The following is a 20,408-nucleotide window of genomic DNA, read 5'->3' as shown; positions in this document are numbered from 1 at the left end:
CTCATCGCGAGGACGCCCGCCAGGGCGGAGGAGCGGGGTCCGGTCACATCAAGTCGCGCACATCCGTCAGACGGCCCGTCACCGCCGCCGCCGCGGCCATGCCCGGCGACATCAGGTGCGTGCGTCCGCCGCGTCCCTGCCGGCCTTCGAAATTGCGGTTCGAGGTCGACGCGCAGCGCTCGCCCGGCTTCAGCTGGTCGGGATTCATGCCGAGGCACATGGAGCAGCCCGCAAGGCGCCATTCGAATCCCGCATCGATGAGCTGCTGCGCGATGCCTTCTTCCTCGGCCTGCGCCCGCACGAGGCCCGAGCCCGGCACGATCATCGCCCGCAGACCTTCCTTGACCTTGCGGCCCGCCATGATCTTGGCGACCTCGCGCAGGTCCTCGATCCGCCCGTTGGTGCAGGAGCCGATGAAGACGGTATCGATCTCCACATCCTTGAGCTTGGTGCCAGGCTTCAGCCCCATATAGTCGAGCGAGCGCTTCGCCGCCTCCACCTTGCCGCCGGTGAAGGTCTCAGGCGCGGGCACTTCGGCGTCGATGGGCAGCGTGTCCTCGGGCGAAGTGCCCCAGGTCACGGTCGGCGCGATCTCTTCGGCTTTCAGCGTCAGCACCTTGTCCCAATGCGCGTCGTCGTCCGAATAAAGCGTCTTCCACCAGTTGAGCGCCGCTTCCCACTGCGCGCCCTTCGGCGCGTGCGGACGGCCCTTCACATAGGCGAAGGTGGTCTCGTCGGGTGCGATCAGGCCCGCGCGCGCGCCGCCCTCAATCGCCATGTTGCAGATCGTCATGCGGCCTTCCATCGAGAGGTCGCGGATCGCCTCGCCGCAATATTCGATGACGTAGCCGGTGCCGCCCGCGGTCCCGGTCTTGCCGATGATCGACAGCACGATGTCCTTGGCGGTGACGCCCGGCGCGAGTTTGCCGGTCACCTCCACCTTCATGTTCTTCGACTTGGTCTGGATCAGCGTCTGGGTGGCGAGCACGTGCTCGACCTCCGAAGTGCCGATGCCATGCGCCAGCGCCCCGAAGGCGCCATGGGTCGCGGTGTGGCTGTCGCCGCAGACGATGGTCATGCCGGGCTGGGTCCAGCCCTGCTCGGGCCCGATAATGTGCACGATGCCCTGCCGCACGTCCGAGACCGGGTAGTAATGCACGCCGAACTCGCGCGCGTTCTTGTCGAGCGCCTCGACCTGGATGCGGCTTTCCTCGTTCTCGATCCTGGCGTCGCGGCCCTCGGTCGTCGGCACGTTGTGATCGGGCACCGCGATGGTCTTCTCCGGCGCGCGCACCGTGCGGCCCGCCATGCGCAGGCCCTCGAAGGCCTGCGGGCTGGTCACTTCGTGCACGAGGTGACGGTCGATATAGAGATGCGTGGTGCCGTCATCGGCGGCATGGACGACATGGGCGTCCCAGATTTTGTCGTAGAGCGTTTTTCCGGCCATGGGGGATCCCCAGATAGGTGAGAAATGTGAAACGGTTCATCGAGGCGCGCAGGCAAAGACCGGAAGAGATGTCCGGACCGGACCCGCGGCGGGCGCAGGCTTATAGTCGGGCCAGGACCGTGTGGCGGCTGGCGCCGAAGAAGCGCTCGTTCAACCGCACCCGGTCGTCAAGGTCGATCACGCGTGTCATGGCCACGGCCATAGCCTGTCGGAGCCTGCCTCGCAAGGCCGCAGGCGGGGCGAGGCCGGGGGGCGCAGGCGAGGGGCACGCGGCGCGGATGCCCGCCACCCACCGGCATGGGCGACATGTGCAATGTGGTCGCACCCGGTCCGCCGGGCATTGGATCGGCGCGGCCCGATGGATAGGTAAGCGGTTTAACAACGTTCGGAGCGCATGTGTTCAGTCCTCTCAACCTCGTCAACGGCGCCTTGATCCTCGTGATCCTCGTCTCGCTGGCCTTCGTGGTCTCGAGCGGTCGTGTCGATGCGCCGCAACCGTTGGAAATCGGGCAGGTTCTGTCGGACGCCTGATGCCTTCTGCCTTGCCGCGGCGCGGGATCGGTGCATCCTTGACCCCATGACCGCAGCGCGAGCCCTTCCATGACCTCAGATGACGCCTTCGCCGAGATCCTGGCGGTGCTCACGTCGCTTCTGGGCGACCTGACGCTGTTCCTGCAGGGCCTGCTGCGCCCCTGGAACGCCTACCAGATCGCCATCGTCGCCGGTGTCTTCCTGCTGGCCCATATCCTGACCCGGATCATCGCGCCGCGGGTGCATACCTGGATGCGCAGCCGCGAAGGCTGGGCGAAATGGCGCATGCGGCTCTTCGTGATCCTGCATCGCCGGATCCGGATGATCCTCTTCGTCGCCCTGATCTGGACGATCGTCTGGGTGATGCGCGAGGTAACCTGGCCGTCGCGTTCCTACCTTCTGGGGATCGTCGCGGAACTCACCACGGCCTGGCTCTTCATCGTGGTGGCGACGCGGTTGATCGGCAACCCGGTGATGCGCGCCGCGGTGCGCTACGGCGCCTGGACCTGGGTCACGCTGTCGATCCTCGGTCTGACCGAGGAGGCCCGCCGCGCGCTCGATTCGGTCGGGGTGACGCTGGGCGAAAGCCGGCTGACGCTATGGCTTGCCCTGCAGGCGCTGATCCTTCTGGTGCTGATGTTCGTGGCCGCGCGCTTCCTGTCGACCACCTCCGCCGCGCGGATCCGGAGCAACGAGGATATCTCGCCCTCGATGCAGGTGCTGGCGATCAAGTTCCTGCAGGTCGTGCTCTATGGCGCGGCGTTCTTCATTTCGCTGCGCCTTGTCGGGGTCGACCTGACCGGGCTTGCCGTGCTGTCGGGCGCGATCGGCGTGGGCCTCGGCTTCGGCCTGCAGAAGGTGGTGTCGAACCTCGTCTCGGGCGTCATCCTGCTGCTCGATCGCTCGATCAAGCCGGGCGACGTCATCTCGCTGGGCGAGACCTTCGGCTGGATCAATTCGCTGGGCGCGCGCTACGTCTCGATCACCACCCGGGATGGCAAGGAATACCTTATCCCGAACGAGGACCTGATCACCGGACAGGTGGTGAACTGGTCGCATTCGAACGATTTCGTGCGGCTCGACATCTATTTCGGCACCGCCTACGGCGACGATCCGCATCTGGTGCGCCGGATCGCCGTGGAGGCCGCGTCGAAGACCAAGCGCGTGCTGTCGGAGCGTCCGGCGGTCTGTCACATCGTCGGCTTCGGCGACAGCTCCGTCGATTACATCCTGCGGTTCTGGATCAGGGACCCGACGGGGGGCCTCACGAATATCCGCGGCAACGTCTACCTGGCGCTCTGGGATGCGTTCCAGGAGAACGGCATCTCGATCCCGTTCCCGCAGCGTGAGGTGAAGGTGCTGGAAGGTTCGGTGCTGGGGCGGTCTGAGGGGTAAGAGCCCGTCGTCAGACGAGAAGACGCTTGGAGCGCCGGTCCGGCGGCTTGGCGCTCCGATGTCGGGGGTCTGCGTTTTATCTCGCCACATCATCGCTCGGAATGATCGGTTCACGCGCGGTGCCAAAGCGCCAATCCGGTCGGGCCGGACCGGCGCTGGAGCGCGGCGGCTGCCAAGGCAGCCTTGATTCCGCGCTCTGAGGCGCTCCTGACGAGCCTACTCTGGAATACGCAAGGCCAGGCCGTCACCCAGAGGCCCCGTTGGCGGGCTTGGACGAGAGCGACTCACTCCGGATCGACCTTCCCCCTCAGCGCCTTCTTCTCGCCGGCGATCTTCTTGGCCTTCAGCCGCCGCTTCTTCGCCCCGAGGGTGGGCCGCGTCGGGATACGTTTCTTCGGCTTCTCGAAGGCCTGCGCGATCAGCGCGGCCAGCCGGTCGCGGGCGATGTCGCGGTTGCGCGCCTGCGAGCGTGTCTCGTCGACCTGCAGGACGAGCGCGCCCTCCTTGGTCCAGCGCCGCCCGGCAAGCCGCCTCAGCCGCGCCTTTACCGGGCCGGGCAGGTTCGGCGAGCGCTCCGCCTCGAAGCGCAGTTCCACCGCCGAGGAGACCTTGTTGACGTTCTGCCCGCCGGGCCCCGACGCGCGGATGAACTGTTCGGTCAGTTCCCAATCCTCGATCGACACCTTGTCGTTGATCTTCAGCATGGCCCTACCGCTACGTTGCCCGCTTACAATATTAAAGGGCCGCCCCTGAGGGCGACCCTTCGAGAATGTGGAGGCGATACCGGTTAGGCATTCACCAATCCGGACGGTCATCCGCCTGTAGGGGCTGCCCTAGAGCCGGGCCCTCCGAACTGTTCCGACACCTCTCTCCAATGCTTCTCTAGACACTGGATCACCTCCTTTCTCAATGTTGCTCACACCCCGAGTCTGGCACGGTTTTTCTCGGACGCAAAACAAAATCTTGTGGTCAGGCCATGCGCGGCGACGATAGAGCCCAAGAAACGATCAAACGGAACGGGATCAGCGCCACCAGCGCGAGGCACAGCTTCACCATCCAGTCCGCCACGGCGAGCGACACCCAGAGCGGCACAACCGGGCCCGCGCCCAGAAGCGGCAGCGCCTCGCCGGCCCAGCTCACGTCATTGCCGGGCTCGATGAAGCTCAGCGCGCCCGAGAAGGCGATGGTGAAGAAAAGCGCGGTATCGACCGACGAGCCGACCAGCGTCGAGGCGAGCGGCGCGCGCCACCAGCGGCCCTCGCGCAGCCGGTCGAAGATCGCGACGTCCAGAAGCTGCGCGGTCAGGAAGGCAAGGCCCGACCCGATGGCGATGCGCCAGGTCACGAGCGGACCGAACTCGCCCATGATCTGGGTGCCGACGAAGGAACAGGCCACGCCCACGATGAAGCCCGCGAAGACGACGCGGCGCGCGGCCGCCTTGCCGTAAAGGCGGTTCATCAGGTCGGTGACCAGGAAGGCGATGGGATAGGTGAAGGCGCCCCAGGTCAGCCATTGGCCGAACAGGAACTGCACCAGGATGTTGGAGGCCACGACGACGGCCGCCATGGCCAGGATGCCGGGGATATGTGTGCGGGTCATGAAAACGTTTCCCGTTTTTGCAAGGTTGCGGGGACTTGGCCCCGGACGATCCCGGGACAGAGGCGGCGCATAGACCGATCGGAGCGCGCGCGCAAGTTATTCCGTGACGCGGAATTCCACGAACTCGGTGCGCTGGATGAACTGGAAATTGTCGTCAGAGATCATCGTGAGCCGGATCGTGCCAGACGCGTCGCGCCAGGCGGCGATGCCTTCGAGGTTGTCGAAGGTGCCGAAATCGCTTTCCAGCAGGATCCGTTCAGAGACGACCATATCCTCCACCAGCCGCAATTGCCGCACCCGCGACCGGAAGCCGAAGCCGTTGAATTCGCGCTCCAGCAGGTAAAGCGCGCCATCGGGGCCGAAATCCGCCCCCACGGGCAGAAATCCGCCATGGCGCGCGATGTCGAAGGGCTGGGTCCAGCGGCCCTTGTGCAGCTTCCAGACCGGGAAGGGCTGGGTCAGACCGCCCGAACGTTCGGGCAGGGTGTAGAGCGCGCCCTCGGCGTCGATGGCCAGCGCCTCCAGCCCGGCATTGTCACCAAGGCTTGCAAAGGCAGGCGGCACCGGCAGCGCGGTGACGCCTTTGTCCCCATAAGCCCAGAGGCGCGGAAACTCCCCTTCATAGCTGATGACCCGGGTACCGGAGGGGCTGATCGCCAGACCTTCGGCATCGCGATCCTCGACGGACAGGGCATCGCCGGTAGGCGTGGTCAGGGGCTCGATCGTCCCTGCGGTGATGCCGATAATCGCCGCGCCCTCCCGCTCGATCCGCCCGGCAACGATGCCGCCCCGGTCGCTGATCGCGATGAAGGCCGCCCCATCGGCGGACATTTCCAGACCCGAGAAGCCGCCGAAGGTCTCTCCGGCCATGCGCCAGGTGTAGCGCGACAGGAAGCCGTCCGCGTCGGGCTCTGCCGCGCAGGCGGGCAGCACCGCGAGAAGAAGGGCGCTCAGCGCGCCGAAAGAACGGAGGTGCATTGCGCAGGCAGGTCGGCGAGGGTCAGTTCACGCTTGGGCTTGGGCGGCGGTGCGTTGGGATCGGGCGGCGGCGGGTTCAGGATGTTGTTCACCCAGGCCTGCGCATCGGCGCAGCCATCGCCCGGCGGCGGCGGGGCCTGGTCGACGCAGCCCGAGGCCCCCGGCGGACAGGCGAGCCGGACGTGGAAATGGTAGTGATGCCCGTACCAGGGCCGGATCTTGCGCAGCCAGTCGCGGTTGCCCGTCTCCTCGTTGCACATGCGCACCTTGGCGCCCGGAAAGACGAAGATGCGGGCCACGCGCGGATCGGAGGCCGCGGCCTTCATGATCTCATGATGCGCGCGGCTCCAGTTGTCGTTCGTATAGGCGCCGTTCGCGCGGCGCAGCGAGACCGAGGAAATGCTTTCCCGCTCGGAGGCGGACAGGTTCAGCCGGTCGGTGGGCCGCATCCAGACATCCGCATCGAGGCCGATCTGGTGGCTTGCATGGCCGGTCAGCATGGGCCCGCCCTTGGGCTGGCTGATATCGCCGATATAAAGCCCGTTCCAGCCCGGCTGGCGGGCCGCGACGCGCGACAGGTCCTCGAGGAAGTCGATCATCACCGGCTGGCCCCAGTTGCGGTTCCGCGACAGGCGCATCGCCTGCCAGGTGGGGCCGGTTTCGGGCAGCTGCACATTGCCCGCGGCACAGCCCTTCGCATAGGAGCCGTAAGGCCGGGAGGCCTGCGAAGAGGCGCGGGCTTCGGTGCCGAAAAGCTGCTTGGCGCTGCGGGTGGACAGAACCGCCGGGATGGCGGCGGGCGCCGCCGCTTCGGGCGCGCCGGGATTGGCGTTGCGCGCGCCCGGCGCGTCGCTGCCGCCGCATCCCGTCAACAGGGCCGCGGCTAGGGCAAGGGTGGCTATGGGTCGGATCATGCTGCTCGATCTCCGTCGGGTTTCACCCAGCGTAACAACAGAAGGCCGATCGCGAAAAGCAGAATGAGCGGGCTGACGCCAACTTGTTGTGAGCCGCTGGCCCAGGTCGCGAAACCGATCAGCATCGGCGCGAGAAACGAGGTCGCCTTGCCGGCCAGCGCGTAGAGTCCGAAGCCTTCGGTCATGCGGGTTTCATGCGCCTGCCGGACCATCATCGTGCGCGAGGCGGCCTGCAGCACGCCGCCCGCAGCACCGATCACCACGCCGAAGACGTAAAAGGCGATGTCGGGCAGGTTCGAGCCTTCGGCGACGGGCAGCAGGAAGACCCGCTCCCGGCTGACGAGCACGATGGAGATGGCCACCGCCGTCAGCGCGAGGATGCAGACCGTGATGACCGGCTTCGGCCCGTGCCGCATGTCGGCCTTGCCGCCGAGCCAGGCAAACAGCGCGCCCGAGATGATGGCGAGGATGCCGAAGATGCCCACATCGACGACGCTCCATCCCAGGACGCCCGCGGCGTAGATGCCGCCGAAGGCATACATGCCGTTCAGCGCGTCGCGGTAGAACATCGACGCGCCGAGATAGGAGAAAAGCGAGGGATATCGCGGCAGCGTGCGGATCGTGCGCCCTAGATCGCCCAAGGCCTTGCGCACCGCGCCGGGCGGGGCGGGCTTGGCCCGCGGGTCGCGGACCCAGGCGAAGAAGGGGATCATGAAGATCGCGAACCAGATCGCGGTCAGCGGCCCGACGAAGCGCGTGCCCTCCCGCGCCTCCGCATCGAGACCGAGTGGCGGCGTCAGCCCCACGAAGGTGCGGCCCGTCGTGGCGCTTTCGGCGAAGAACACCAGCATAATGACCAGTGTCAGAAGCCCGCCGACATAGCCGAAGGCCCAGCCATTGCCCGAGAGCCGCCCGATCTCCTCCCGCGGGCCCAGATCGGGCAGCATCGCATTGGTGAAGATCGTCGCGAATTCCATGCCGACGAGGCCCAGCGCGAAGAAGAAAAGCGTGGCATAGAGGTTGAAATCGTCCGGGGCGGCGAACCACAGCATGCCCGATCCGATCACGTAGAGCGCCGAGAAGCCCCAGATCCAGCGGATGCGGTTGCCGCCGGTATCGGCGATGGCGCCCAGCACCGGCGCCAGCAGCGCGATGGCGATCCCGGCAAAGCCGATGCCGAAGGCCCAGGCGGTCTGCGCCGCCGCGCCGTCGACCATCAGCTCCTTCACGTAGGGCGCGAAGATGAAGGTGATGAGAAGCGTGTTGTAGGGCTGGCTGGCCCAGTCGAAGAAGAACCAACCCCAAATGCGTTTGCGCGTCTCGGTCATGCCTGCCCCGTTGCCATCCCGTGGGCGATCAAACGCCGCGCGGGCCGACAAGGCAAGCGGAGTTACGCTCCGGACGCGCCGCGCGGGCCGATCCGGTCAGGACATGGGCGGCCAGGGGCGCAGCGCTTCGGCGTCTGACCAGGCCCGCACCCAGTCCGGCAGATCGGGCGAGACCGGATCGTGGCCCAGCGCCTCGGCCACGGTCGCCGAGGGCACGATGCCGTTCCGGTCGGTTACCGCGGCACGATAAAGCGCATGGCTCGCGCAGTCGCCGTTGGTCTTCCACATGGATTGCTCGAGATACATGAAGCGCGCATCCCAACCCACGATCCGGGAGCGCATCTCAATCCGGTCGAACATCCGCACCCGGCGGCGATAGCGCACCGAAGAACCGGCGATGGTCAGCCCCCAGGATCGCGCCCGCATCGCCGCGATCAGCCCGCCGCGCGCCGCCATCGGGATGCGGCCGAGGTCATAGAGCGTCAGCGTCCGGCCGTTGTTCAGTTCCCACCACATATCGAGGTCCCAGGGCCAGCAGAGGTGATGCGACACGTGCTCCTCGCCCAGCGCGATCGGCTCCGCATTGCGGAACCGCAACATTTCCTTGGCGAGACGGACGAAGGGATACATGGGCGCGCTCCTTTTGCGCGCGACGTCGCAAGGCCCGCACGGAAGGTCAACCATGAACGCCGCGGCACTTGCCCTTGTCGATCCCGGCGCTTACCTCTGGCCGGATATTCGGACGCTGACCCTGAAGGACACTGCCCATGCAATCGCTGTTCCAGATCCTGATGCTGCTCCTGGACGTGGTGTGGTTCTTCATAATCGCGCATGTGATCATGAGCTGGCTGATCAACTTCCAGGTGCTGAACCTGCGCCAGCCGCTGGTCGCGCAGATCTGGGACGGGCTCAACCGCCTGCTGGAGCCGGCCTATGCGCGCATCCGCCGCTTCCTGCCGCAGATGGGCGGGCTCGACCTCGCGCCGCTGGTTGCGCTGATCGGCATCTATGCGCTGCGCATCATCCTCGCCAACAATGCGGCGCTGTTCTACAGCTACTGACCCGGCCCGGGCCGCGCCCCGGGTGGCATGGCGATGCCGGACACGGTTAAGCCTTGTTCACCGATTCTTAGTATGAGACTCTGCACCAAAGAGCAGATATAGAAGAAACAGGGTCTCCCCATGCCTCGCGACCTCTCCGGCGCAGATGCGCTGCTGCGTGACGTCTTCGGCTATGATGCGTTCCGTCCCGGGCAGGGCGAAATCGTCGACGCGGTCGCCAATGGCGCGGATGTGCTGGCGATCATGCCCACAGGGGGCGGCAAATCCCTGTGTTTCCAGCTTCCCGCGCTGATGCGCCCCGGACTGACGGTCGTGATCTCTCCGCTCATAGCCCTCATGCGCGACCAGGTCCGCGGCCTGCGCGAGGCGGGCGTGGCAGCGGGTGCGCTCACCTCCGGCAACACGCCCGAGGAGAACGACGCGGTCTTCGACGCGCTCCATGCGGGCGATCTGAAGCTGCTCTATCTCGCGCCCGAACGGCTGGCCTCCGGCGGCACCGCGCGGCTTCTGGCGCAATCGGACGTCCATCTCATCGCCGTGGACGAGGCGCATTGCGTCAGCCAGTGGGGCCACGATTTCCGCCCCGATTACCTGCGCATCGGCGCGCTGCGCCGCGAGCTCGATGTGCCGGTCGCGGCCTTCACCGCCACCGCCGACGAGGAAACCCGCGCCGAGATCATCGAGCGGCTGTTCCCCGGCACCGCACCGCAGGTCTTCCTGCGCGGCTTCGACCGGCCCAATATCCATTTGGCCTTCGCCCCGAAGGACAGCCCGCGCAAGCAGATCCTGACCTATGCCGCCGCGCGCAAGGGCCAGTCGGGCATCGTCTATTGCGGCACCCGCGCCAAGACCGAGACGCTGGCGCAGGCGCTGCGGGCCGAGGGACACGCCGCGCGCGCCTATCACGGTGGCATGGAAGCCGAGGACCGCCGCGCGGTCGAGACCGCCTTCGCCCAGGAGGACGGGTTGATCGTCGTGGCGACGGTCGCCTTCGGCATGGGCGTCGACAAGCCCGATATCCGCTGGGTCGCCCATGCGGACCTGCCGAAATCCATCGAGGCCTATTACCAGGAAATCGGCCGCGCCGGCCGGGATGGCGGGCCCGCCGAGACGCTGACGCTTTATGGCGCGGACGATATCCGGCTGCGACGCGCGCAGATCGACGAGGGTCTCGCCTCGGCGGAGCGTCGCGGCGCCGATCACGGGCGGCTCAACGCGCTTCTGGGTCTGGCAGAGGCGCAATCCTGCCGGCGCGCGACGCTGCTGGGCTATTTCGGCGAAACGCTGGAGGCGCCTTGCGGCCATTGCGACCTCTGCGACCGCCCGCCCGAGACCTTCGACGGCACCGAGGCGGTGCGCAAGGCGCTGTCGGCAGCGCTGCGCACGGGCGAGCATTTCGGCGCGGGCCACCTGATCGACATCCTGCGCGGCAACGACACGGACAAGGTGCGCCAGCGCCGCCACGACCAGTTGCCGACCTTCGGTGTCGGCAAGGATCTGAGCCAGAGCCAGTGGCAGGGGGTCTTCCGCCAGATCATGGGCTTCGATCTGATGCGCCCCGATCCCGAACGCCACGGCGCGCTGGTGATGACCGACCGGGCGCTGCCGATCCTGAAGGGCCAGGAGGCGATCCGCCTGCGCCGCGACGTGGTCGACCGCCGCGCCGTGCGCGCCCAGCCCAAGGCGCTGGTCAGCGAAGAGGACGCGCCGCTCCTGTCCGCGCTCAAGGCCAAGCGCCGCGCGCTGGCCGAGGCCGCATCGGTCCCGGCCTATGTCATCTTCAACGATCGCACGCTGATCGAGATGGCCGAGACAAGGCCCCAGAGCCTCGACGACATGGCGGGCATCTCGGGCGTCGGCGCCAAGAAGCTCGACCGCTACGGCGCCGATTTCCTGGCGGTGATCGCGGGGGAGGCCGAGGCGCTGCACCCGGCCCGCCGCAAGCTTGCCGGGCGCGCGGCGGGCTCGCTTTACGACCGGCTGCTCGAGGCGCAGGCGGCGCTGGTGCGCGGCCCGGACGGCACCGACAAGCCCTTGTCCTGCTCCGCCTCGCAGCTCGCCAAGATCGCCGAGGCCCGGCCCGGCAGCGACGATGCCCTCGCGCGCTATCTCGACGACAAACGGCACGAACGCTTCGCCGCGGCCTTCCTGGACGTGCTCACCGACGCGGCCTGAACGCGCGCGGGACTTTCCCCGCCCGGTCCGCTGCCCTACATGCACGGCCAAGCCCGATGCCCGTCCGATACCCAAAGGAGCCGCCCGATGCTGATCGCCATTTCCCCGGCCAAGCGCCTCGATTGGTCCGCGCGCGAGACCGAGATGACGACGCCCCTCTTCGAGGAGGACGCCCAGCGCCTCGCCAAGACGATGCGCAATCTCAGCCTGAAGGACCTCAAGGCGTTGATGGACCTCTCGGACGATCTCGCCAAGCTCAACCGCGACCGCTTCCGCGACTTCTCGGACGCGCCCGATGGCGATGCCGTCCGCCCCGCCGCGCTGGCCTTTGCGGGCGACACCTACCAGGGCCTCGAGGCCGCCTCGCTCGACCCCGAGGAAATGGACTGGGCGCAGGATCACCTGCGCATCCTGTCGGGGCTTTACGGCGTGTTGCGCCCGCGCGACGCGATGCAGGCCTACCGGCTCGAGATGGGGTCGAAGCTGAAAACCCGGCGCGGCGGCACGCTTTACGCCTATTGGGGCGACCGGATCGCCAAGGCGCTCAAGGCGCAGGCCGATGCCATCGGCACCGCGACGCTGGTCAATTGCGCAAGCCAGGAATATTTCGGCGCCGTGCCGGAGAATGCGCTGGAGCTGCGCGTCATCACTCCGCAATTCATGGAAGAGAAGAACGGCACGCCCAAGATCGTGAGTTTCTACGCCAAGAAGGCGCGCGGCGCGATGGCGCGATTCATCGTGCAGAACCGCCTGACCGATCCCGAGGCGCTGCGCGACTTCGACCTCGGCGGATATCGCTACGAGGCCGACCTGTCAGAACCGGGAAAGCCGGTCTTCCTGCGGTCCGAAGCGGCGTCGCAGGCGGCCTGACCGGGCGCTAATCCTCGGGTAAACGGCCGGGCAGGGCTGCGGCGATGGCCGCGCGGATGGCGGCCTTGCGCACCGGCTTGGTGACGTAATCGTCGAGACCCGCCGCGATCAGCGCCTCGCGGTCGCCGGGCATGGCATGGGCGGTCACCGCGATGATCGGCAGCCGCGCGGCGCCGCTGCGCGCTTCCTCGGCGCGCAGGCGGCGGGTCGCCTCCTTGCCGTCCATGCCAGGCATCGAGATATCCATGAACACCGCGTCCGGCCGGGCCTCCGCGATCTGGTCGAGCGCCTCCTGCCCGTTTCCGGCGATCCGCAGGCGCACCGGCAGGTCGGCCACCATCTTGGTGAAGACGAGCTGGTTCGTCTTGTTGTCCTCCGCCAGCAGCAGATCGATGGTCCGGGTGGGCGCGGCGGGCGGTGCGATGCGCCGCGACGGGGGTGCGGGGGCCATGTCGGGCGACGCGTCGGGTTCGGGCACGTCCGTCTGTTGCGCCAGCCGGCCAAGCGCGGCGTAGAGATTGGCGCGCGGCGTCGGGCGCGTCAGCACCGCCTGCACGATATCCTGTTCCAGCGCGCTGCGTTCCTGATCGGGCAGCGTGACGGTCAGGATGATGCCGCGCGTCTCGCCGTCGCGGCGCCAGCGGCTGGCAAGCTTCTTGCCCGGTACCCCGCCCAGATCGTCGGCCAGAACCGCCACCTGCCAATCGGCGTCCCGCGCCGCATCCGCCTCCTCGGCGCTGGCGGCCACGATCGCGGCGATGCCCGATTGCCCGAGCTGCCGGGCGATGATCGCCCGCGAACCCGCATGGGGGTCGGCGACCAGCACCCGCGTTATGGTATCGAACGACACGGGCTCGCCGCCATCGGGTTGCGGCGCCTTGCCGAGGCTCAGCCGGAAGCCGAAACACGCCCCCTCGCCCGGCGTCGATTCCACCCAGATCTCGCCGCCCATCAGCTCCACCAGCCGCTTGCAGATCGACAGCCCGAGGCCCGTCCCCTCGAAGGCGCGGTCGCGATCCTCCTCGACCTGATTGAAGACGCCGAAGATATGCTCGGTCTTGTCGGGCGGGATGCCGATGCCGGTATCCTCCACGGTGATGTTCAGCGTGGTGCGCCCGTCCTCTTCCCCGAGGCCGAAGATGCGGACGAGGACCTGCCCCTGATCGGTGAACTTGATGGCGTTGCCGATGAGGTTGGTCAGCACCTGCCGCAGCCTGTGCACGTCGCCGGTGAAGCGGCTGGGCAGGAAGATGTCGTAATCCACCAGCAGCACCAGCCCCTTGTCCCGGGCGGAGCCCTGCACCAGCGTCACCAGGTCGTGGATCATGCATTCCAGATCGAAAGGCTCGTCGGCGATGACCACGCGATCCGCCTCGATCTTCGAGAAATCCAGCAGGTCGTTGATGATCATCAGAAGAGCTTCGCCGGATTTCTGGATGGTCTCGGAATAGAGGCGCTGTTCGTCGTCGAGCGGCGTGCTCATCAGCAGTTCGGACATGCTGACGACGCCGTTCATCGGGGTGCGGATCTCGTGGCTCATATTGGCGAGGAAGGCCGATTTGGCGCGGTTCGCGGCCTCGGCGCGGCGGATCGCATCTTCGAGATTGGCCTGCGTCTCCTTCAGGTCGGTGATATCGACGCGCAGACCGACGCGGCTGCCATCGGTGATCCGACGTTCGAATATGCGCAGCCAGCGCCCGTCCTCGAGCGGCTGTTCGATGATCAAATCCGCCTGGCGGTGATGCGCAAGGCGTTCGGCGAGCCACTCCTCCTCGCGCCCGATCGCCTCGAGATACTGGCGGTTCTTCAGCCCGTAGCGCAGGATATCCTCGAAGGTGGCGCCGGGCACCATCGCCGGCGCGGACTTGGCGTAGAAGCTGCGATACTTGTCGTTGCACATCACCAGCCGGTCTTCGGCATCGTAAAGCACGAAGCCGTCGGGCAATTGCTGCACCGCCTGCCACATGCGCATCAGCTCCGTCGTGTCGGTGACGAGGCAGACGACCGCATCGTCGCCCGTGCGGCGGTTCTGCATCTTCACGAAGCGGCCGTCGAAAAGCTTCAACGCCTGGGGCTTGGCATTGGGCGTCTCGAAGCTGGCCTCCATCCGGGCGACCCAATCGGCGGAGGGCTCATCGCCCAGATCGACGAGCCCCTCCTCGGCGGTGATCGCGATGATGTGGCGATAATGGGTGCCCGGTCCCACATCGCTCAACCCGTCGAAAAGCGACAGGAAGGCGGTGTTCGCGATCTCCAGCGTGCCGTCGCTGTTGAACAGCGCGAACCCGTCATGGATCGCCTCGAGCGCCTGCCAGAGATGCGATTCGACCATCTCGATGCGCTGGACGGCGCGGTCCAGCTCGGTCGAGACGCGCTCGTTCTCGCTGCGCATGGAAGCCATCTGCGCGCGCGCCTCGTAGACTTCCTGCGCCAGTTCGCGCGTATGAAGACCCAGCTTGCGGTTGGCCGCCATCAATTCGCGGTGCTTCTGCGCCAGCAATTGTTCGGCGGCCAGGCGTGCGCGTCGCTCCGCCGTCAGGGCCTGGCTCAACGTCATCTGCGCCCTTTCTGCGAACCCCCGCCCATCTGGACGTGAAGCTCTGAAAAAGTGTTTAACGCGGGCCGGACTGGATCGAATCCTTGCCCGGTTCGGACCCGCCATGCGACGCTTGGCCCATGCCGGACACAGGAGCGATGCCATGCGGACCATACTTGTCGCGGGGCTTGCCGCCCTTCTGAGCCTCCCCCTTGCCGCAATCGCCGAGGTCCCGGAGCGCCGCAGCATCGTCTCGAACGACGTCGATTTCCCCGGCAACGACCTGCAGCCGCTTTTCGACACCACGCTCGAGGCTTGCGAACGGGTCTGCCTGAACGACCGGGCCTGCACGGCCTTCACCTTCAACGCCCGCGCCGGGGCCTGCTTTCCCAAGGCCGTCGCTTCGACACCCCTGCCCTTCGATGGCGCCATCTCGGCGCGATTGGTGGAGACCTCTGCCGAGACGCAGGCCCGTGCCGCGCGCCGCGCCGCCGATCTGTCCTTTCTGACGGAGGGCGATCTGGATGCCGCCCGCGACCAGGCGTCGGGGCTTGGCCTGCGCTATCGCGGCGGGCGGTATTCCGTCGACGCGCTGCTGCAGGCCGCCGATGAGGCCGAGGCGCGCGGCAACCGGCAGGCCGCGCTCGATTGGACGGCGGCCGCCGTGGCGCAGGACGATGGCGCGATCCTCTGGCTCGAGATGGCGGATCGCGCGCGCCGTCTCGCCGATGGCGACCGGCGCAATGCAGGCATCAACCGCCGGATCGCGCGACACGCGGCGATCAACGCCTATCTGCGCGCCGGGCCCGACCCGCTGGCCGCGACGAGCCTTCTGACCCTGGCGCGCAGCCTCGAGGAAACGGGCGACGGACGGCGGGCCATTTCGGCGCTGCGTCTCGCGGAAAGCCTGTCCCCGAGCGCGGAGACCGTCGCGCTGCTGGACGAGATGATCGGCAAATACGGCTTCCGCATCACCGATACGCGCGTGGAAAGCGACAGCGCGGCGCCGCGGATCTGCGCGGAATTCTCCGAACCGCTGAGTCTGGCGGGGCAGGATTACGCGCCCTTCGTGCAGCTTCCCGATCCGCGCCTCGCGGTCGAGACCGGGGAGCGGGACCTCTGCATCTCGGGGCTGACGCATGGCGAACGCTACCGGCTCGTCTTCCGCGAGGGCCTGCCCGCCGCCTCGGGCGAGACGCTGATCCGCGACGTGGCCGTGACCCTTTACGTGCGCGACCGCGCCCCCAGCGCGCGGTTCCCCGGACGGGCCTACGTGCTGCCGCGCACCGAGGACGCGGGCCTGCCTGTCGAGACGGTGAATGCCGAAAGGCTCGACCTGATCCTGCGGCAGGTCAGCGATTCCGCGCTTCTCCGGGTCGTGCAGCAGGACCTGTTTTCCCGCCCGCTCTCCGCCTGGGACGAGGAAGAGCTGGCCGCGACTCTGTCCGAGACGGTCTGGCAGGGTCAGCTCGAGATCGACAGCACGCTCAATACCGAGGTCACGACGCGCATCCCGATGGAGGGCCCGCTGGGCGCGCTCGCGCCGGGCATCTACGCGCTGGCGGCCCGCATCCCCGGATCGGATCCCTATGAGAACCCGACCGCGATGCAATGGTTCGTCGTCTCGGATATCGGTCTGACCTCGCTCTGGGGATCGGACGGGCTGACGGTGGTTGCGCGACGGTTCTCCGATGCGACCCCGCTCGCGGGCCTCGATCTGCGGCTGATGGCGACCTCGATGCGCAACCTCGGGATGGTCGAGACCGATGCGGGCGGCGTCGCGCTGTTTCCCGCCGGGATGACACGCGGGACGGGCGCCGGCGCGCCCGCGCTCCTGATTGCCGAGACCGAGGGCGACATGACATTCCTGTCGCTCGACGGGCCGGCCTTCGATCTGTCGGATCGCGGCGTGGCCGGGCGCGAGGCACCGGGCCCGATGGATGTCTTCCTGACCACGGATCGCGGCGCCTACCGCGCGGGCGAGACGGTGCACATGACGGCCCTTCTGCGCGACGGACGGGCCGCCGCCATCCCGGGCGTCGCCCTGACCGCCATCCTGACCCGGCCCGATGGGGTCGAGCACGCGCGGCAGGTCTCGTCGCAGGATCGCGCGGGCGGGCATGTCCTCGCCTTCCCGCTATCGGCGGCCGTGCCACGCGGCACCTGGCAGCTGGCGGTGCATGCCGATCCGGAGGCGCCCGCGCTCGCGAGCCAGGCGTTGCTGGTCGAGGATTTCGTGCCGGAACGGGTGGACATGGTCCTCGATCTGCCCGCGGGCGCGATCGATCCCGCAGCGCCGCCCCGGCTGGGCGTGCAGGTCGATTACCTGTTCGGCGCGCCCGGCGCCGATCTGCCGCTCGAGGGCGAGATACGCCTGTCGGCCCAGCGCGAGATCGCGGCGCTGCCGGGCTACCTTTTCGGACGGCACGATGCGGCCACCGCCACCGCCACGCAAAGCCTGCCGGGCGACCTGCGCACCGATGCAGGCGGCGCGGCGCGGCTGCCGCTGGTGCTGCCCGAGGCCGATCTGACCGGCCAGCCCTTAGAGGCCGAGGTGATCCTGCGGGTCCTCGACGGGGCCGCGCGCCCGGTCGAACGGCGCATCGCCCGCCCGGTGACGCCGCAAGGCCCGATCATCGGCATCCGGCCTCTGACCGATGCCACGGTCCCCGAAGGCACCGAGGCGCGGTTCCGCGTCCAGGGCTTCGGCCCCGACCTCGCACCGGCCGCGATGCAGGCGGAATGGACGCTGAACCGGGTCGAGACGCGCTACCAATGGTATTCGCTCTACGGCAACTGGAACTGGGAGCCGATCACGACGCGCAGCCGGGTGGCGGGCGGCACGCTCACGCTCGGCGCCGATCCCGCCGAGATCGCAGCCCCGCTCGACTGGGGGCGCTACGAGCTGGTCGTGGAACGCACTGACGGCGCCTATGTCGCGGCCTCCGCGACGGTGGATGCGGGCTGGTACGCGCCGGCGGGCGCGGCCGAGACGCCGGACATGCTAGAATTGTCCCTCGACCGGGAAAGCTACCGTCCGGGCGAGACCGCGGAGCTCAGGCTGATGCCGCGCCGCGCGGGCCGGGTGCTGGTCTCCGTGCTGACCGACCGGGTCGTGGCGCTGTCGGCGCATGAGGTTCCGGCGGGCAGCAGCGTGATCGCGCTGCCGGTGACCGAGGAATGGGGCACCGGCGCCTATGTCACCGCGGAACTGCTGAGCCCGCTCGACACCGCCGAGGGCCGCAACCCGACCCGGGCGCTAGGTCTGGCCCATGCCGCCGTGGCACCGGGCGACAGGCAGCTCGATGTAGGCATCGAGGCCCCCGCCGAGGCAAGGCCGCGCGGGCCGCTCGATATCACGATCTCGGTGCCCGGCGCGGGTGCGGGCGACGCCTATGTCACGCTGGCCGCCGTCGATCAGGGCATCCTCAACCTGATCGGGTTCGAAAGCCCCAACCCCGCGGGGCACTACTTCGGCCAAAGGCGGCTGGGCGTCGAGATTCGCGACCTCTACGGGCGGCTCATCGACGGGCAGACCGGAGCTTCGGGGCGGCTGCGCTCGGGCGGCGATGCGATGGGCCGCATGGAAGCGCAAAGCCCGCCGCCCACCGAGGCGCTGCTGGCCTTCTTCGAGGGGCCGCTCGCGCTGGACGAGGCGGGCGCGGCATCGGTCACGCTCGACCTGCCGGCCTTCAACGGCGAGGTGCGGCTGATGGCCGTGGCCTGGACAGCCACGGCGGTGGGTGCCGCCGACAGCACCGTTCTGGTGCGCGATCCGGTGGTTCTGCAGGCCGCGATGCCGCGCTTTCTTGCGCCCGGCGACCGCACGCGCCTGTCGCTCGATCTGACCCATGCAAAAGGGCCTGCGGGCGACGTCGCGCTGTCGGTCACCGCGCCGGGCCTCGGGCTCGAGACCGCGACGCTGCCCGCCGCGCTGCGCCTCGACGACGGCCAGACCGCGCGGGTCACCCTGCCGCTGACCGCACGGGAGCCCGGCGATCACGCGATCACCGTCACGATGACGACGCCCGATGGCACGCGGCTGGTCAAAGCCCTCACGCTCGGCGTGCGCCGCAACGATCCGGTCACCGCCGAGACGCGGCGCATCCTCCTGGGCGCTGCGGACAGCTTCACGCTCGACGATGCGCTCTTTGCGGGCTATGCGGGCGCGCCCGAACTGCTGGTCTCCGCCGGGGCCTTCGCGCGGTTCGACGTGCCGGGCCTTCTGCGCGGGCTCGACCGCTATCCCTATGGCTGCACCGAACAAGTGACCTCGCAGGCGATGCCGCTCCTGTCGCTGGGGCCGGTGGCGGGCAGTCTCGGCCTCGTGCCGCCCGACGGGCTTGAGGCGAAGATCGACGCGGCGGTCGAGACGATCCTCGCGCGGCAGGCCCCGAACGGCGCCTTCGGCCTCTGGCGCGCGGGATCGGGGGATGGCTGGCTCGATGCCTATGTCACCGAATTCCTGTCGCGCGCCCGCCGCGCCGGTCACGACGTGCCGGAGCGGGCCTTCGAGGCCGCGCTCGACAACCTCGCGAACCGGATCGCCTATGCGCCCGATTTCGACGAGGGCGGCACGGATATCGCCTATGCGCTCTACGTCCTCGCGCAGGAGGGACGGGCGGCGATGGGCGATCTGCGCTATTACGCCGACGAGAAGGGCGCGGCCTTCGCCACGGCCACGGCGCAGGCGCAGCTGGGCGCGGCCCTTGCGGCCTATGGCGATCAGCGCCGGGCGGGCCGGCTGTTCGGCCTCGCCGCGGCGCGCCTTGCCGCCGCGGCGACCGGGGATCGCGCGGACCGGCGCGACGATTACGGCTCGACCTTGCGCGATGCCGCAGCACTCGTGACGCTGGCGCGCGCCGCGGGCAGCACGGCGCTCGACACCGAGCCGCTGGCCGCCCGGCTGGCAGCCCCGGGCCGGCGGCTTTCGACGCAGGAAAGCGCCTGGACCCTCGCTGCCGCCGAGGCGCTGGTGGCCGATCCCGCCGCATCGGGGCTGATGGCCGATGGCGCGCCGGTGGACGGGCCCTATCTGCGGCGCCGCGCGCCGGGCCTTCCGCCGCAGGTTCTGACCGCCGAACGCGACACGCTTCTGACCCTGACGACGGTGGGCGTGCCCGAGATCGCGCCGCCGGCGGGCGGTTACGGCTACGCGCTGACGCGGGACTATTACCGCCTCGACGGCACGCCGCTTGCCGGGCCGGTGGCGCAGGGCGACAGGCTGGTGACCGTGCTGACCGTGCGCCCCGCCGAGGAAACGCCTGCGCGGCTCATCCTCGACGACCCGCTGCCCGCGGGCTTCGAGATCGACAACCCGTCGCTTCTGCGCGCGGGCGATATCGCCGCGCTGGACTGGCTCGAAACCGCCGAGACCGAAACCGCCGAATTCCGCACCGACCGGTTCGTCGCGGCCATCGACTGGGAAGGCACCGCGCCATTCCGGCTGGCCTATATCGTGCGTGCGGTCTCGCCCGGCGCGTTCCATCATCCCGCGGCCCTGGTGGAGGACATGTACCGCCCCGAATACCGCGCCGTGACCGCGACGGGCCGCATGGACGTGACGGAGTAGCG

General features: G+C 68.5%; 14 protein-coding genes. 6 read left to right on the top strand and 8 right to left on the bottom strand.

All coding sequences use genetic code 11. The features are described 5' to 3' along the window. Positions 1–43: 43 nt before the first annotated feature. A complete protein-coding gene (gene leuC, locus BW990_RS01220) occupies positions 44–1,447 on the bottom strand; it encodes a 3-isopropylmalate dehydratase large subunit (RefSeq protein ID WP_076444189.1) in 1,404 nt (467 codons plus the stop codon). Between the two features lie 396 nt (positions 1,448–1,843). On the opposite strand from leuC, the gene BW990_RS22425 reads away from it, so the two are divergent. Both BW990_RS22425 and BW990_RS01215 read left to right on the top strand, forming a co-directional pair. Next, positions 1,844–1,978 (top strand): hypothetical protein, encoded by a 135-nt coding sequence (locus BW990_RS22425; protein ID WP_268794317.1) that lies wholly within the window; start codon positions 1,844–1,846, stop codon positions 1,976–1,978. A gap of 69 nt (positions 1,979–2,047) precedes the next feature. Next, complete coding sequence (locus tag BW990_RS01215; protein ID WP_076444187.1) at positions 2,048–3,373, top strand: mechanosensitive ion channel family protein; 1,326 nt, start codon at positions 2,048–2,050, stop codon at positions 3,371–3,373. 284 nt (positions 3,374–3,657) lie between these two features. On the opposite strand, the gene arfB is transcribed toward BW990_RS01215, so the two are convergent. The 6 genes from arfB to BW990_RS01185 form a co-directional block, all read right to left on the bottom strand. Next, positions 3,658–4,077, bottom strand: coding sequence for an alternative ribosome rescue aminoacyl-tRNA hydrolase ArfB (gene arfB / locus BW990_RS01210; RefSeq protein ID WP_076444185.1), 420 nt, complete (start codon positions 4,075–4,077; stop codon positions 3,658–3,660). Between the two features lie 265 nt (positions 4,078–4,342). Next, positions 4,343–4,972: a queuosine precursor transporter gene (locus tag BW990_RS01205; RefSeq protein WP_076444183.1), complete on the bottom strand. Its 630-nt coding sequence runs from the start codon at positions 4,970–4,972 to the stop codon at positions 4,343–4,345. 96 nt (positions 4,973–5,068) lie between these two features. After that, on the bottom strand, positions 5,069–5,950 hold the full coding sequence (locus BW990_RS01200) for an esterase-like activity of phytase family protein (protein ID WP_076444181.1): 882 nt from the start codon (positions 5,948–5,950) through the stop codon (positions 5,069–5,071). Then, the gene (gene mepA / locus BW990_RS01195; RefSeq protein ID WP_076444179.1) at positions 5,923–6,864 is read right to left on the bottom strand and encodes a penicillin-insensitive murein endopeptidase; all 942 of its coding nucleotides are present in this window, start codon (positions 6,862–6,864) and stop codon (positions 5,923–5,925) included. Before mepA ends, BW990_RS01200 begins: the two co-directional genes overlap by 28 nt. Further along, positions 6,861–8,192, bottom strand: coding sequence for an MFS transporter (locus BW990_RS01190; RefSeq protein ID WP_076444177.1), 1,332 nt, complete (start codon positions 8,190–8,192; stop codon positions 6,861–6,863). Before BW990_RS01190 ends, mepA begins: the two co-directional genes overlap by 4 nt. A gap of 96 nt (positions 8,193–8,288) precedes the next feature. Further along, positions 8,289–8,822, bottom strand: coding sequence for an acyl-CoA thioesterase (locus BW990_RS01185; protein WP_076444175.1), 534 nt, complete (start codon positions 8,820–8,822; stop codon positions 8,289–8,291). Positions 8,823–8,959: 137 nt separating this feature from the next. On the opposite strand from BW990_RS01185, the gene BW990_RS01180 reads away from it, so the two are divergent. The 3 genes from BW990_RS01180 to yaaA all read left to right on the top strand — a co-directional run bounded on the left by BW990_RS01180 (position 8,960) and on the right by yaaA (position 12,298). After that, entirely contained in the window at positions 8,960–9,253 is a 294-nt protein-coding gene (locus BW990_RS01180; RefSeq protein WP_076444173.1) for a YggT family protein, read from the top strand. Between the two features lie 120 nt (positions 9,254–9,373). Then, positions 9,374–11,428: a DNA helicase RecQ gene (recQ, locus tag BW990_RS01175; RefSeq protein ID WP_076444171.1), complete on the top strand. Its 2,055-nt coding sequence runs from the start codon at positions 9,374–9,376 to the stop codon at positions 11,426–11,428. A gap of 87 nt (positions 11,429–11,515) precedes the next feature. Beyond that, positions 11,516–12,298, top strand: a complete 783-nt coding sequence (gene yaaA / locus BW990_RS01170) for a peroxide stress protein YaaA (RefSeq protein WP_076444169.1) — start codon at positions 11,516–11,518, stop codon at positions 12,296–12,298. 7 nt (positions 12,299–12,305) lie between these two features. On the opposite strand, the gene BW990_RS01165 is transcribed toward yaaA, so the two are convergent. Then, the gene (locus BW990_RS01165) at positions 12,306–14,855 is read right to left on the bottom strand and encodes an ATP-binding protein (RefSeq protein ID WP_076444167.1); all 2,550 of its coding nucleotides are present in this window, start codon (positions 14,853–14,855) and stop codon (positions 12,306–12,308) included. Between the two features lie 142 nt (positions 14,856–14,997). Between BW990_RS01165 and BW990_RS01160 the strand changes: the two genes are divergently transcribed. Continuing rightward, positions 14,998–20,406 carry an alpha-2-macroglobulin family protein gene (locus BW990_RS01160; protein WP_076444165.1) on the top strand — a complete coding sequence of 1,803 codons (5,409 nt, stop codon included), beginning with the start codon at positions 14,998–15,000 and terminating at the stop codon, positions 20,404–20,406. Positions 20,407–20,408: the final 2 nt, after the last annotated feature.

The sequence above is a fragment of the Roseivivax lentus genome, assembly GCF_900156805.1.
Lineage (GTDB): Bacteria > Pseudomonadota > Alphaproteobacteria > Rhodobacterales > Rhodobacteraceae > Roseivivax > Roseivivax lentus.
Note: the sequence above shows the minus strand (reverse complement) of the source record. Positions and strands in the feature narration are given on the sequence as shown.